Annotated in this window: 13 protein-coding genes; 2 read left to right on the top strand and 11 right to left on the bottom strand. The window is 40.3% G+C overall.

All coding sequences use genetic code 11. The annotated features are described in order from the left end of the window. Nucleotides 1–22: 22 nt before the first annotated feature. From T344_RS0100420 to T344_RS0100405, 4 genes are all read right to left on the bottom strand, one after another. Nucleotides 23–553, bottom strand: a complete 531-nt coding sequence (locus T344_RS0100420; RefSeq protein ID WP_027627077.1) for a YcxB family protein — start codon at nt 551–553, stop codon at nt 23–25. Between the two features lie 237 nt (nt 554–790). Next, complete coding sequence (gene galE / locus T344_RS0100415) at nt 791–1,777, bottom strand: UDP-glucose 4-epimerase GalE (RefSeq protein WP_027627076.1); 987 nt, start codon at nt 1,775–1,777, stop codon at nt 791–793. A 125-nt stretch (nt 1,778–1,902) separates the two neighbouring features. Next, complete coding sequence (locus T344_RS0100410) at nt 1,903–3,096, bottom strand: galactokinase (protein WP_027627075.1); 1,194 nt, start codon at nt 3,094–3,096, stop codon at nt 1,903–1,905. Between the two features lie 45 nt (nt 3,097–3,141). After that, nucleotides 3,142–4,692 carry a UDP-glucose--hexose-1-phosphate uridylyltransferase gene (locus tag T344_RS0100405; protein ID WP_027627074.1) on the bottom strand — a complete coding sequence of 517 codons (1,551 nt, stop codon included), beginning with the start codon at nt 4,690–4,692 and terminating at the stop codon, nt 3,142–3,144. A gap of 218 nt (nt 4,693–4,910) precedes the next feature. Between T344_RS0100405 and T344_RS0100400 the strand changes: the two genes are divergently transcribed. Together T344_RS0100400 and T344_RS0100395 are read left to right on the top strand one after the other, a co-directional pair. After that, nucleotides 4,911–5,789, top strand: coding sequence for an AraC family transcriptional regulator (locus T344_RS0100400; RefSeq protein ID WP_027627073.1), 879 nt, complete (start codon nt 4,911–4,913; stop codon nt 5,787–5,789). A gap of 61 nt (nt 5,790–5,850) precedes the next feature. Beyond that, the gene (locus T344_RS0100395) at nt 5,851–6,354 is read left to right on the top strand and encodes a metallophosphoesterase family protein (RefSeq protein ID WP_027627072.1); all 504 of its coding nucleotides are present in this window, start codon (nt 5,851–5,853) and stop codon (nt 6,352–6,354) included. A gap of 19 nt (nt 6,355–6,373) precedes the next feature. On the opposite strand, the gene fabV is transcribed toward T344_RS0100395, so the two are convergent. From fabV to spoVAE, 7 genes are all read right to left on the bottom strand, one after another. Beyond that, on the bottom strand, nt 6,374–7,561 hold the full coding sequence (gene fabV / locus T344_RS0100390; RefSeq protein ID WP_027627071.1) for an enoyl-ACP reductase FabV: 1,188 nt from the start codon (nt 7,559–7,561) through the stop codon (nt 6,374–6,376). A gap of 278 nt (nt 7,562–7,839) precedes the next feature. After that, nucleotides 7,840–8,850 carry a type I glyceraldehyde-3-phosphate dehydrogenase gene (gene gap, locus T344_RS0100385; RefSeq protein ID WP_027627070.1) on the bottom strand — a complete coding sequence of 337 codons (1,011 nt, stop codon included), beginning with the start codon at nt 8,848–8,850 and terminating at the stop codon, nt 7,840–7,842. Between the two features lie 174 nt (nt 8,851–9,024). Beyond that, nucleotides 9,025–9,939 carry a DUF2156 domain-containing protein gene (locus T344_RS0100380; RefSeq protein WP_084331025.1) on the bottom strand — a complete coding sequence of 305 codons (915 nt, stop codon included), beginning with the start codon at nt 9,937–9,939 and terminating at the stop codon, nt 9,025–9,027. A 45-nt stretch (nt 9,940–9,984) separates the two neighbouring features. Continuing rightward, nucleotides 9,985–11,097, bottom strand: coding sequence for a M20/M25/M40 family metallo-hydrolase (locus T344_RS0100375; RefSeq protein WP_027627068.1), 1,113 nt, complete (start codon nt 11,095–11,097; stop codon nt 9,985–9,987). 418 nt (nt 11,098–11,515) lie between these two features. Beyond that, nucleotides 11,516–12,010: a tRNA (uridine(34)/cytosine(34)/5-carboxymethylaminomethyluridine(34)-2'-O)-methyltransferase TrmL gene (gene trmL / locus T344_RS0100370; protein WP_027627067.1), complete on the bottom strand. Its 495-nt coding sequence runs from the start codon at nt 12,008–12,010 to the stop codon at nt 11,516–11,518. Between the two features lie 131 nt (nt 12,011–12,141). Beyond that, the gene (locus tag T344_RS0100365; protein WP_004630037.1) at nt 12,142–12,606 is read right to left on the bottom strand and encodes a chemotaxis protein CheX; all 465 of its coding nucleotides are present in this window, start codon (nt 12,604–12,606) and stop codon (nt 12,142–12,144) included. A gap of 314 nt (nt 12,607–12,920) precedes the next feature. Next, the gene (gene spoVAE / locus T344_RS0100360; RefSeq protein ID WP_027627066.1) at nt 12,921–13,277 is read right to left on the bottom strand and encodes a stage V sporulation protein AE; all 357 of its coding nucleotides are present in this window, start codon (nt 13,275–13,277) and stop codon (nt 12,921–12,923) included. Between the last annotated feature and the right edge of the window lie 24 nt (nt 13,278–13,301).

The following is a 13,301-nucleotide window of genomic DNA, read 5'->3' as shown; positions in this document are numbered from 1 at the left end:
TCAACGATTTTCATTTTTGTCTTTAATCTCTTTTGCCAGTTATATACTTGCTTATATATTCATGAAATAATTCCATATCAGCATTTGATTTAAAAGCTCTTTTTGGAATAATACAGGCACTGATTGATCCTATATAAATAAAAATATGTTGATTTGAAGAAACAATCTTCTCGACCCCGCTCCAACTAATCTTATTCTCTCCATTTTCACTTTTCTCCAAAATACCTTCCTCATTAACGGTAACACGATGTTTGCCAAACAAGTCTTTATTTTTACCCTCATCAACCATTTTGGATACTCTTTTTGAAAAAGCCCACACAAAGTATTTGGGATAGAATACTATCCAGACTACAGAAATTACAATAAAAACACAAATCCAATATAATAGCGGCAAATCAGTCACTCCTGCAATTAAAAAAGGAACAATCATAAAAATAATCGGTATAAAATATCTTTGAATGAGCAATGACTTTTTAATTATATCAGAATGATTGACATGATAAATGTTAAAATCAATATAATCCTGTTTGTTTAAATAGTATTCAAGCTCCATGCTGCATACCTCTTTATACTTTTTGCAAAATTGTTCATGCAATTACATTTAATATAAAACTATTCTTTGTATATATCCCAACAATAGTCCTGTTATAATACGGAAAATGTATTTCTCAAAAAAACGGCATGCTTCAGATTTTTTAATCCAAAGCATACCGGCATATAAAATTGCATTTTATTGGATGTATCAAAATTAATACTATTTAGCTAAATTTAACCAATCCCAGGCAAGCTGCTAATCGCCATACCCGTCGGGATGGGAGGAATGCCAGCTCCATGCCGTTTCAATGATCTTGTTCAAATCATTGTATTTTGGTTTCCAGCCCAGGATATTGATGGCTTTCTCGGCCGAAGCCACGAGAGTATCAGGGTCTCCCGGCCTTCTGGGAGCATCTGTGGCCTTTATGGTTTTGCCTGTAACCTTCCTTGCAACTTCGACTACCTCTCTGTTGGAGAAGCCCTTTCCGTTTCCAAGATTGAAAACATCACTGCCGGCGCCCTTTCTGAGATTTTGAAGCGCCAGAACATGTGCCTGGGCAAGGTCGGATACATGGATGTAATCTCTTACACAGGTTCCGTCAGGCGTGTTATAGTCATTACCAAACAGTTTGATTTCCTCTCTCTTTCCCTGGGCTACCTGAAGAATTATAGGAATAAGGTGTGATTCCGGTGAATGTGCCTCCCCTATTTTCCCGCTGACATGCGCACCGCAGGCATTGAAATATCTCAGCACCGCATGTTTTATTCCATATGCTCCATCGGCCCATTTCAGTATTTTTTCAACAGTCAGCTTGGTCTCGCCATATGGGTTGATGGGGGCAGTCTTATCACTCTCTTTAATGGGAATATTTTCAGGTACCCCATAGGTAGCGGCAGTTGAAGAGAACACAATTTTATTCACTCCTGCTTCCTGCATAACCGTTAACAGGTTCAAAGATGCTATGACATTGTTATTGTAATACTTTAACGGGTTGGCTACACTTTCTCCCACCTCGATATATGCGGCAAAATGAATTACAGCTTCGATTTCATTTTCTTTGAACACTTTTCTTATTTCATCAATATTTCTTAAATCGGCCTGAATAAACTTTCCGCCAAGTACAGCTTCCCTGTGACCCTTCTCCAGATTATCCAATACTATTACATCTTCATTGGCATCCAGAAGCTCTGCCACAGTGTGGCTTCCTATATATCCGGCACCGCCTGTCACTAAAATCGCCATAAACTCCAACCTCCCGTTTCACTTATACTTTTTATATTAACTGCTATTTATATCAGTTATTGACACTTGATTTTCCACAACAATTTTCACTGTTTATTTACTGCATTTTTGCTGCTTATTTACGGCTACAGCTTTATTTCTCTTGCTCCGTCGCCTATTTCACTGACATAAAACTCCGGAGTTATGCCTGTCTGCTCCCTGTAATTCCTCCCTACCTGTTCAATAAACAACTGCACTTTATCTTCGGGCACTATATTTACTGTACAGCCTCCGAAACCGGCTCCAGTCATTCTGGCACCAATTACTCCTTCCACCTTTATGGCTTCGGCGGTCATGGTATCAAGTTCCTTACCCGTTACCTCATACAGATCTCTTATGGAGTCATTTGCTTCGATCAGAAGCCTCCCGAGCTCTTTGATATCATTTTTTTTCAGTGCGTCCACAGCTTTAAGAACTCTGTCATTCTCATATATGACGTGAGTTACTCTTTTTCTGACAACCTCATTTTTTATCTTGTCCTTGTATTGCTCAAATTCCGCAGGTGTAACAGCACATAGATTGTTTTTCCCTGGGAGGTACTGCTGCAGAATTCTTAAGCCCTCTGCGCATTCACTGACTCTTTCGTTGTATTTAGATTCTCCAAGAGAGCGTTTTTTCTTTGTATTTCCCAGGACTATTTTGCAGCCGTCCAGTTTCAGAGGCAAATATTCATATTTCAATGTGGCACAGTCAAGAAGTATGGCATGATCTTTTTTACCCATTGCAGATGCAAACTGGTCCATTATTCCGCAGCTTACTCCGCAGAACTCATTTTCGGTCTTTTGTCCCAGTACGGCCAACTCCACCATATCTACAGGCTTTGTGATACCATGTGCTTCATTGCCCAAAGTTACCAGACTGATTGCCGTAGCAAGTTCTATGGCTGCAGATGAGGACAGTCCTGAACCCAACGGAACTGTGTCATGAAAAAGCATATCCACTCCCACAAGCTTGTATCCGGCATTTTGAAGGAAATATGCAACACCTGCCTGGTAATTTCCCCATCTCAAGGTTTTGGCACTCTCAAGCTCATCCAGCTTAACCGCCACCCTGTCGGGAAGATCGGTAGCCGCGAGTCTTAATACATTATCCCCGTTCACCCTGGCCACCACGGTGGAATCCAGGCTCAGAGCCGCCGGAAAAACATAACCGCCGCAGTAGTCAATATGCTCCCCTATAAGATTTACTCTTCCAGGACCGGAAAAAATACGCAGATCCTCTTCACTTCCTCCATATATTTCACAAAACTTTTTCTTGAGTTCCTCATAATTTTTACTCATCCCGCATGCTCCTTTCAGAAAATATTAATGAATTCCTTTTCCGCTTTATAATTCCGTACAGCCCATGGCTTTCATAAATCTGTCAAAGGCCGCCAGGCCTTCCTCCGTTTGTTTAAATACACCGGTATGTTCAAGACAGGTTTCAAACTTTTTACCCACCTCAAGTTTCAATATCTCATCTGCGCGTTCGGGCTCCATATTTATTCCGTATTTGGCTGCCAACTCTTCAACCCATGGCATATGCTTATATAATAAATTCTCCGGGTCATAAATATCAACCATGTTCGAATGTCCGCAAAGAATTTCCTTGATCTTTTCAATTTCGGCTTTAAGCCTGCCGGGAAGTATTGCAAGTCCCATAACCTCGATCAGGCCGATGTTTTCCTTTTTGATGTGATGAATTTCCTTATGGGGATGAAATATTCCGTCGGGATGCTCATCATTGGTCCTGTTGTTCCGCAGTACCAGGTCCATTTCATATTTTCCTGCCTCATTCCTTCTGGCTATGGGCGTTATGGTGTTGTGAGGCACCCGGCCGCTGCCGCCTTCTGTGAATGCCAGTATGTCAGCACTCTCATCGCTGTATTCTCTCCAGCTGTCCAGTACATATCCCGCGAATTCCACAAGCTGCTCCAGACTGTCAGAGGCAGCACGCACAACCGAAAGCGGCCATTTGACTGTCCCGATTTCAATACCCTTATACTCATCAGAACGGAAGTGCTTTATTACGGCAGCCTTTTGCATGGGGAACAGGTAATTCCCGCCCTGGAAGTGATTATGGCTCAGTATGGACCCTCCTACTATGGGCAGGTCAGCATTTGAACCGCAGAGATAATGCGGGAATTGTCTTACAAAGTCCAGAAGCCATCCGAAGGTCTTTTTTGAAATGGTCATGGGAACATGGTCCTCACTCAGAACAATGCAGTGCTCATTATAATAGACATAAGGGGAATACTGCAAATACCACTGTTCCCCGCAGAGGGTTACGGGAATAATCCTGTGTGTCTGCCGTGCAGGAAAGTTTATGCGGCCTGCATAGCCTATATTGTCCACACAAAGCATGCATTTGGGATAACTGCTCTGTGGCTGAAGCCTCTCCATTGCTATGGTCTTTGGATCTTTTTCAGGCTTTGTGAGGTTTATTGTGATCTCCAGGTCGCCGTACTTTGAATTGGCCTTCCACATGATGTTTTTAGCGATTTGGGCAGTCCGGATGTAATTTGACGCCGTACAGAGGTCATAAAAATAGTCGGTTGCTGCTCTAATGGATTCCTTCCCGGCCAATTCGCTGAATTTTGCTACGATTTCGGCTTCCCTGGGCATAATAAGTCCCATCAGCCTGGTGTCGAAAAGTTCTCTGCAGGCATACACCTCTTTGTCATACAGACCCTTTTCTCCGGCGTAGTCCAAAAGGCGGTCCAATATTTCGGTGGGGTACTTCAAATCTTCCTCTGCCGTCTCACCATAATAGGGTTCATCCAACTGCAATAAATCCAACAACTGGTTCCTGGCAATTATTATATCCAATTTATCAATTAAGCCGTGCTTTCTACCGAATTGAAGAAGCCTTTCAACTTCATAAGCCGGTTTGATCACTCCAACTCCACCCTTCTGTTATTTTATGATTAATTTTCTGCGAATAAAACTTCATAGCATGTAGTTATTGTTTATGCAATATTGTCAGAAAATCTTTTATTTACCGCAATTTTATAATATCATTATATATAAAGAACAACTTTACTTCTCTGATTATTTTATTGTTTTTTGATACTATTTTACGATTTAATAATTATATTTATAGAATGGAGCATAATATGATGGAAGTATCAAAAGTCTATAAGCCCAAATCCTTTCCAATGGATTTTCCATTCAGTATTAAGTTTACCGATATGGAACCTTTTTATTGCATGAATCATACCTTCCATTGGCATAATTATCTTGAAATAGCTTTTGTAAAAAAGGGCAAGGGTATATATTATGTTGAAAACAGAACCTATGAGATGAACGAGGGAGATATAGTGGTTATCAATAATATCGAACCCCATTATATGGAGGTCCTGCCCCCCGTTAATATGGTCATGCCTGTAGTAATGTTTGAACCTCAGCTGGTCTGGTCTTCCGAAAGTCTTTTTGATTACAACTACATGGAACCTTTTTTTGAAAGAAGCTCCAATTTCAATAATAAAATTGACAGTAAAAGTGAAATAGGCCGGAAAATTTTTGCAATGCTGTCCGAGATTGAAGACGAATACGTAAATAAAACCGTGGGCTACAAGCTTATGATCAAAGCCAAGCTGCTCCATATTATTACCTATCTTATCAGGCATTACCAGGATTCCAGCAAAAGCACCGAAAGCATCACCTCCAAAAGTAAAAGGCTGGAGAAACTGGAAAAGGTGTTTGACTATATAAACGGGAACTATTCACAGAAAATAGAGCTGCACACCCTTGCAGAACTGGCATATATGTCCCCCAACTATTTTTCAACCTTTTTCAAGCAGTCAACCGGCTTTACACCCATAGAATACCTTAACAAAATGCGTATTTCCAAGTCTATTGAAATGCTGCGTGAAACTGATTTTTCGGTGGCTCAGATAGCCATGGACTGCGGTTTTAACAACCTGGCAAACTATAATAAAATATTCAAGCAGCTTACCGAAACAACTCCGACCCGGATCAGAAACGGTAAGTAGATACCCAATAAGCAGGCATATACGTATATACTAAATTGTTTTGCTGTTCAGGAGGCCGTTTATGAAAAAAATAGGGGTAATTGCAGATACCCATATACCAAGAAGGGGTCATAAGCTCCCCGAATTTTTGCTGGGGGAGCTTGCCGGAGTTGATATGATAATCCATGCAGGGGACATTTGCAGGGACTACGTTATATACGAACTTGAAGAAATCGCTCACGTATATGCAGTTTCAGGGAATAATGACGATGAATATCTGGAGGCAATGCTGCCCTCAAGAAGGATTCTTGAAATTGAGGACTGCAGGATAGGCATTATACATGGTCATCACCCCGGAAGAACTGCGGCTGAAAGTGCCAAAAAGGCATTCAATGGCGAAAATGTAAATTGCGTGGTATTCGGCCACAGCCATATCCCGTACAACACCACTGCAAATGGAATCCTTTACTTTAATCCCGGCTCGGCCATGGATAAGAGACGTCAGGAAAAATACAGCTTTGGAATTTTAAGGGTGGATGGACATTCCATAACCGGAGAAATTATAAAATTTGACAATAAAAAATAGCCACCATTAATTATTGTAATTATTGAATGCTTGCAATTTTAACATCAACATCAACATCCTGGCCGTAGTCAACACCATCAAACTCGAAGCCGAAAAGCCTGAAAAATTCTTTTCTGTATTCTTCCACATCAGATATTTCAGTGATGTTTTCATTATTTGCCTCAGCCCAATATTTCGCCACCTGAGCCTGAACTTCAGGGCGCATTTCCCAGTCATCCATACAAATACGGCCCTTGCCGTCCAGCTTTAAATTTCCGGAATACACTCTGTCGCTCAACATCCTGTACATTTGTTCAATAGTACCCTCATGAATGTTCATCTCTTTCATTACCTTGAATAAGACACTGATATATATGGATATTACGGGAATAGCAGCACTTGCCTGTGTTACCACGGCCTTATTTATTGATACGTACGCGTTTCCGCCGATACTGTTCAAATTCTCCGTTATTTTTCCGGCAGTGGCCTCAAGATCATCCTTTGCTCTTCCAATCGTACCCTTTCTGTAAATGGCATGGGTCATGTCGGGCCCCACATAAGTATATGCTATTGTAACAGCCCCCTGTTCCAGTACATCGGCCTCCTTCAGTGCATTCATCCACATGGCCCAGTCTTCGCCGCCCATTACCGCCACCGTTTGCCTGATCTCTTCTTCGACGGCAGGTTCTATTGTTGTTTCGGAAACCTGCTTGGAATGAAAATCAACGGTTTTTACAGTACATGGAGCACCGATGGGCTTTAAGACCGAATTAAATACTTCGCCTGTAACAGGATGTGTCCTCCTGGGGGAAGCTATACTGTATATGACCAGATCAACCTTGCCGAGATCCTTCTTTATCAAATCGATTGTTTGCTGCTTTATCTCATTTGAGAAGGCATCACCGTTTATACTTTTTGCATACAGGCCTTCTTCCTTTGCGAGCTTTTCAAAAGCTGCCGAGTTGTACCAGCCTGCCGATGCAGTCTTGCTGCCGGAGGCAGGTCTCTCAAAAAACAATCCGATTGTAGCCGCACCGCAGCCAAAAGCAGCAGCTATTCTTGAGGAAAGTCCATAGCCTGTTGAGGCACCGATAACAAGTACTTTTTTAGCACCGGGGATTTTCTTCTGCTGTTTCACATACTCGACCTGCTGTCTTACATTGTATTCGCAACCGGCAGGATGGGAAGTGGTACAAATAAACCCTCTGAATTTTGGAGCTACGATCATAAAAAACCTCCTGTTACTCTTAATGATTTATTAAAATGTTAAATTAAATTCATTTTTATATAAGTATAACACAATTTAGAGGAAATTAAAACTAGATATTAGTACTTGGTTATAAATATGACCTCCATTAACCGTATAAAAAGCCGTCTATAGTGTATTCAGCATATGAATTTCACACATTACAGGGCTGCATGGACTGGCAAAACATAAAAGGTCTGCAGCTATGCCGCAGACCTTTTATGTTTTAATTTATGTTCTAATTAAAAAATCAATTTTAATTATTTAGCATCAACCTTAGCCATATGTTCGATAAGGTTAACTACTTTGTTTGAATAACCCCATTCGTTGTCATACCATGATACCAACTTAACGAAGTTACCGTTCAATGCGATACCAGCTTCAGCATCGAATATTGAAGTACGTGCATCGTGGATGAAATCAGTTGAAACAACTGCATCTTCAGTGTATCCGAGGATACCCTTCAATTCATTTTCAGAAGCCTTCTTAACAGCTGCTTTGATTTCTTCATAAGTAGCTGCTTTTTCAAGACGAACTGTGAGGTCAACAACTGAAACGTCAACTGTAGGAACTCTGAAAGCCATACCAGTCAATTTTCCGTTCAATTCCGGAATAACCTTTCCAACTGCCTTGGCAGCACCTGTTGATGAAGGAATGATATTTCCGAGGATTGATCTTCCGCCTCTCCAGTCTTTCATTGAAGGAGCATCAACTGTCTTCTGAGTGTTGGTTGCAGCGTGAACTGTAGTCATAAGACCTTCAACTATACCAAAGTTGTCGTTGATAACCTTAGCTAAAGGAGCCAGACAGTTTGTAGTACAGGAAGCATTTGATACAACTGTCATGTCCTTTGTATATTTGTCATTGTTAACGCCCATAACGAACATTGGAGCATCAGCTGAAGGAGCACTGATTACAACTTTCTTTGCGCCGCCCTTTATGTGAGCTGAAGCCTTTTCAGTAGTAGTGAATACGCCTGTTGATTCAACAACGTAATCAGCACCGCAAGCACCCCAGGCTATAGCTGTAGGATCCTTCTCAGCAAATACGGCGATTTCTTTACCGTTAACAACCAATTTACCATTGCTGGTTTCAACAGTTCCTTCAAACTTTCCATGAACTGTGTCATAAATTAACATATATTTCATGTACTCGAGATCGATAAAAGGATCGTTTATTCCCTTTACTTCCACATTAGGGTTGTTTATTGCAGCCCTGAAAACGAGACGTCCGATACGTCCAAAACCATTAATACCCATTTTTACTGCCATTGTTGTTACCTCCTAAGTTTTTTATTATTATTGGAAACGATATTTACTCGTCCCTTAACCAAGCAAATTAATGCTTATCAACATAATAACTGGTTTCAATTTCCTAAACCAAAATTAATTCTATAATATTTCAAAAACATTTTCAATAGTGTAAACTCCTAAATTAATAATAATTTAACAAAGTTCAATTACACACTTTTCTACAAAGCTGACAGGATTATAGGATAACTTGGCTTTTCTCAAGCCTTCCAGGCCCAAATCCTGTTCGCGGTTTACAAATTCCATATGAGTCCATTCATTGGCAATAAACTGCTGGTTTATTAGTGGATAGAGCCCATGTATGTCAGCATTTGCCTTTTCTATGTGAATTACAACCGTATCACTGTTCAGCTGCTCACCGGCAGTAAAAGCCTGCGGTATTCCATCCACCTTTATGATTGCACCCTTTAAGCCCAAAAGCTTGTAATTGTCAAGCAGATCGAGATTTGCTTTTCTTTCTGCCACAAGGCTGTCCTGTTCGGTATAGTTTCTCTGAATACACCAGTTTTCCAGTATGGTTTTGCAGTCTGAAATATTGCTCTCGGTGATTTCTTCATACTCAAAGGTATAGAGCTTTTTGAACTTGTTAATGTGATTTCTTTTTCCGTCAAGCTTTTTACCTGCCAGGGTTGAAAGACTTGTTACCGAGTATAGATAGTCATAGTTGTCCCTGTCCTCAGTGGAATTATAACAGAAGCCCAGTGACTTGAAAACAGCGGCCTGTTCGGATGAAACTCTCTTCAGCTTAAAATTCCATCCCATCTCCGAAAAGTATTCTCTCAAAATATAAAGTGTACACCTCAGCTCGTCCGTTCTGCCGTAATCTCCGATAGGAAAAAAGCAAAAAGGCTGATCCTTATCCATAATTGATATTATGCATAAAAAATCATTTACTATGCTATATTGTATTTTGTAGTAATCCCTCCACATGAAGAAATTCGTAAAATTCATCTCGGATACCCTTAAATCGGCTATTTTGAAATACCTGTCGAAGCACTGCTTATCATCTATGTTTATTTCTGAAACTTTCAAAGTTGTTATGTGCAACACCAAATCCCCCTAATGTTTTCCGACGCAATGCAGTAAATCTGTTAATTACCTAATATTCTTCAATATTGAAATTAAAAACAATACGGCATTCTCCATATCGGTAATTGATATTTGTTCGTCCACACTATGAACCTTCGTCATGCCAACACTCAAGTCCACAGCCTGAATCCCTTTTGAATTTATTATATTGGTATCGCTTCCTCCGCCTGTAGTTACGGCCTCAAAAGCAAAACCGCTTTCAGCGGCAGCACTTTCCAAAATCTTGATAATTTCAGATTCCCTGGATATATTAAATGCCGGATATTCAATTTCCGAAATAAATTCTACCTTGCCGCCCCATTTTTCGGCCGCCTTCACAAAACACTCGCGCATATGCTCGGTTTGCGCCTGAAGCTTTGATTCATCACGGCTTCTGGCTTCCCCGTCTATCTCTACCCTGTCGCAAACTATATTTGTTGCAACACCGCCATGCACCGTACCTATGTTGGCTGTTGTTTCTTCATCTATCCTTCCGAGTTTCATGGATGAAATTGCATCTGCCATGATGGAAAAGGCACTTACTCCGTTTTCAGGTTCCATACCTGCATGTGCGGCCTTTCCTTTAATAACAGCATGTATCTTGTTCTGGGATGGCGCTTTGACTGCAGCACAGCCAATCCTGCCATCACTGTCCAATATAAAGCCGTATTTGGCATAAATCCTGCTGTAGTCCAGATTCTTGGCGCCCAGCAGACCCATTTCCTCTCCAATTGTAAATGCAATCTGGATATCTCCGTGGGAAACACCCTGCTCCTTTATTACCTTTAAAGTTTCCAGTATTACAGCAATACCGGCTGCATCGTCCCCTCCGAGTATTGTGGTACCGTCACTTTTGATTATATCCCCTTCTATGACAGGCGTTTTGCCTATCCCGGGAACTACAGTATCCATATGGGCTGTTATCAGGACAGCCGGAACATCCCTGCTGCCTTTTACCGTGCATATAATATTACCGCACTGGCCTCCGAGCTTTTGACCGGCATCATCTTCAACGGGCTGATACCCAAGTTCTGTCAGTTTCCGTTTCAGGGTATCGCACATTTGTCTCTCTTTCAGTGACAAACTGTCTATCCTGACCAATTCAACAAATTCATCAACCATTCTGTTTCTATTTACCAATCCGACCCACTCCTTAAATTTTTTCTACTTATCCCTATTTTTTATTAAAATACTTCTGATATGCCTGCACGCCAAATTTGGGCAGTACAAGCAGTATAAGCTTGAATTGCCCCACGGCTTAATATAAGTCAATTACTATCGGCTGAAAGCCGATATTTGAGGCTAAAGCCTCCTGAAGTCAAAATCAAATTCAAACCCAAACTGCGTTCAAAGCCAGCTTGAAAGCATAATTCTCCTGGAAGGCGAAGGCTTTGAACCGTAATTGACTTTGGTAAAGGGTAATCTTCACTTATAATATACCCATTTTTTTATATTTATCACAGTTTTAATCATTTATTAACAGTAGCATATCCTGTAAAAATTAATTTTATTAATTAAATGCTTATAATTAATTACACTAATAATTACACTAAATCCATTACCAATCGTATTTGACCATTTTCCCCTCGGTCTTAAGGTTTTCAAAATTCCTCTGCCGCAAAGTTTCATAGACAACTATAGCCACTGAATTTGACAGATTCAAGGACCTTATTCCCTCTTTCATGGGAATCCTTATACAGGTTTCCCTGTTATCCTTCAGTAATTCCTCCGGCAGACCCGCCGTTTCCTTTCCAAAAAGTATGAAACAGTCCTCTTCATAGGTTACATCGCAGTAATTATGAACAGCTTTTGTGGTGGAATAATAGAGCCGCCCTTCCCCATGCTGTTTCAAAAAATCCTGCAGGCTGTCATAGTACTTTATTTGTGCTTCCTCCCAATAATCCAGTCCTGCTCTTTTGAGATATCTATCTTCTATTGAAAACCCAAGCGGGCCCACCAGATGCAAAACAGCTCCCGTTGCAGCACAGGTTCTTACAATGTTTCCTGTGTTCTGGGGTATTTCCGGTTCAACCAGAACAATATTAAGCGGCATTAAAATAACTCCTTTCATGGAACTAAAAGTATAAATTCAGTAAAAATTTGCTCAACAGAAAAAGATGGTATGAACCATCTTTTTAATATACTGGATATATTTTAACATTTTATTTATAACATAATCAAATCTTAATCTTCTACCGATATGTCTATTTCCAGAACTTCCTCATCATTCAAATAAAGCGGTATACAGATGGTCTTCATTTTTGAAGGGGATATCTGAAGATTTTCTCCAAGCAGCAGCGAAGGAGGAGTTATCTCAATACCTATTCCTTTATTATAAAGTATGGTAGCAGTGTTTCCTAAAATCATATTGGTAAGTTCGGACAGCGCGCTCTTTGATATCTCATTCAACTCTTCCACCTGCATGCCGAACATCATGGCCGATGCTATCTTAAACGCAACAGGTTTTGTCATGGTAAATACGGCCTGTCCTCTTATTTTTCCTGTAATGCCAACTATAATTAAAATTGCTTCACCCCTGTAAGGAGCAGACTTCAGAAAAACTTTGCCTAATTTTGCATCAACATTAGCCACTTGTTTTAATACAGTCTGACTAGCCTCAATGAATGGGTTTATGTATTCAATATTCATCTTTATCCACCTTATTTTTTCATAGATTAAATTGTCTTTTAAACTGTATGAATAAAAACCATACCTAATTATATATAATTTTTATACAAAATTCTATATTTTTTTCAAAAATCCTTATATTATGCAGAATTTTGTGTAATTTGCTGTATTATTTGACATTGTTTCATAAAAATTTATATATTGGAAACAAAAATAAGCTGCCGCAAAACTAAAACAAAATGAAATACATGAAATAAAATACGCAAAAGGAAATACGTAAAATGAGGTTACATGTAATGTATTTCATTTGTCTTATTTGGAGACAGCTGCTATGACTATCTTTTTGCCTTTGGTTTTGCTACTACAGACATGATATAACCAAAGGTTATGACAGCTCCAAGCCCGGCAGCGGCGGCTTTGAAGCCTCCTGTAAGAGCTCCCGTCAGTCCTGTCTGATCCACTTCATTAAAAACTCCCTTGGCCAGGTTATAGCCAAAACCTGTCAGGGGTATGGTAGCACCTGCTCCTGCAAAATCCACCAGTTTCTGATATATGCCCAATGCGGTCAAAAGAACTCCTGAAACCACAAACAGTACCAGTATCCTGGCAGGCGTAAGTTTTGTCTTATCGATCAGCACCTGTCCCACAGCACAAATGGCTCCCCCGACTAAAAAAGCGTTAATATAGCTCATATGCATTCTCCTATCCACACGTTA

The organism is Ruminiclostridium cellobioparum DSM 1351 = ATCC 15832 (assembly GCF_000621505.1).
In the GTDB taxonomy this organism is placed as follows: domain Bacteria; phylum Bacillota; class Clostridia; order Acetivibrionales; family DSM-1351; genus Ruminiclostridium; species Ruminiclostridium cellobioparum.
This window is presented reverse-complemented; position numbering and strand designations above follow the sequence as displayed.

What these genes read in the sequence shown, in the direction of transcription:
- T344_RS0100420 (WP_027627077.1), bottom strand. Translation starts at nt 553, where the DNA reads ATGGAGCTTGAATACTATTTAAACAAACAGGATTATATTGATTTTAAC.
- T344_RS0100365 (WP_004630037.1), bottom strand. Translation starts at nt 12,606, where the DNA reads ATGAATATTGAATACATAAACCCATTCATTGAGGCTAGTCAGACTGTA.
- gap (WP_027627070.1), bottom strand. Translation starts at nt 8,850, where the DNA reads ATGGCAGTAAAAATGGGTATTAATGGTTTTGGACGTATCGGACGTCTC.
- spoVAE (WP_027627066.1), bottom strand. Translation starts at nt 13,277, where the DNA reads ATGAGCTATATTAACGCTTTTTTAGTCGGGGGAGCCATTTGTGCTGTG.
- T344_RS0100400 (WP_027627073.1), top strand. Translation starts at nt 4,911, where the DNA reads ATGATGGAAGTATCAAAAGTCTATAAGCCCAAATCCTTTCCAATGGAT.
- fabV (WP_027627071.1), bottom strand. Translation starts at nt 7,561, where the DNA reads ATGATCGTAGCTCCAAAATTCAGAGGGTTTATTTGTACCACTTCCCAT.
- trmL (WP_027627067.1), bottom strand. Translation starts at nt 12,010, where the DNA reads ATGCCGCTTAATATTGTTCTGGTTGAACCGGAAATACCCCAGAACACA.
- galE (WP_027627076.1), bottom strand. Translation starts at nt 1,777, where the DNA reads ATGGCGATTTTAGTGACAGGCGGTGCCGGATATATAGGAAGCCACACT.
- T344_RS0100410 (WP_027627075.1), bottom strand. Translation starts at nt 3,096, where the DNA reads ATGAGTAAAAATTATGAGGAACTCAAGAAAAAGTTTTGTGAAATATAT.
- T344_RS0100395 (WP_027627072.1), top strand. Translation starts at nt 5,851, where the DNA reads ATGAAAAAAATAGGGGTAATTGCAGATACCCATATACCAAGAAGGGGT.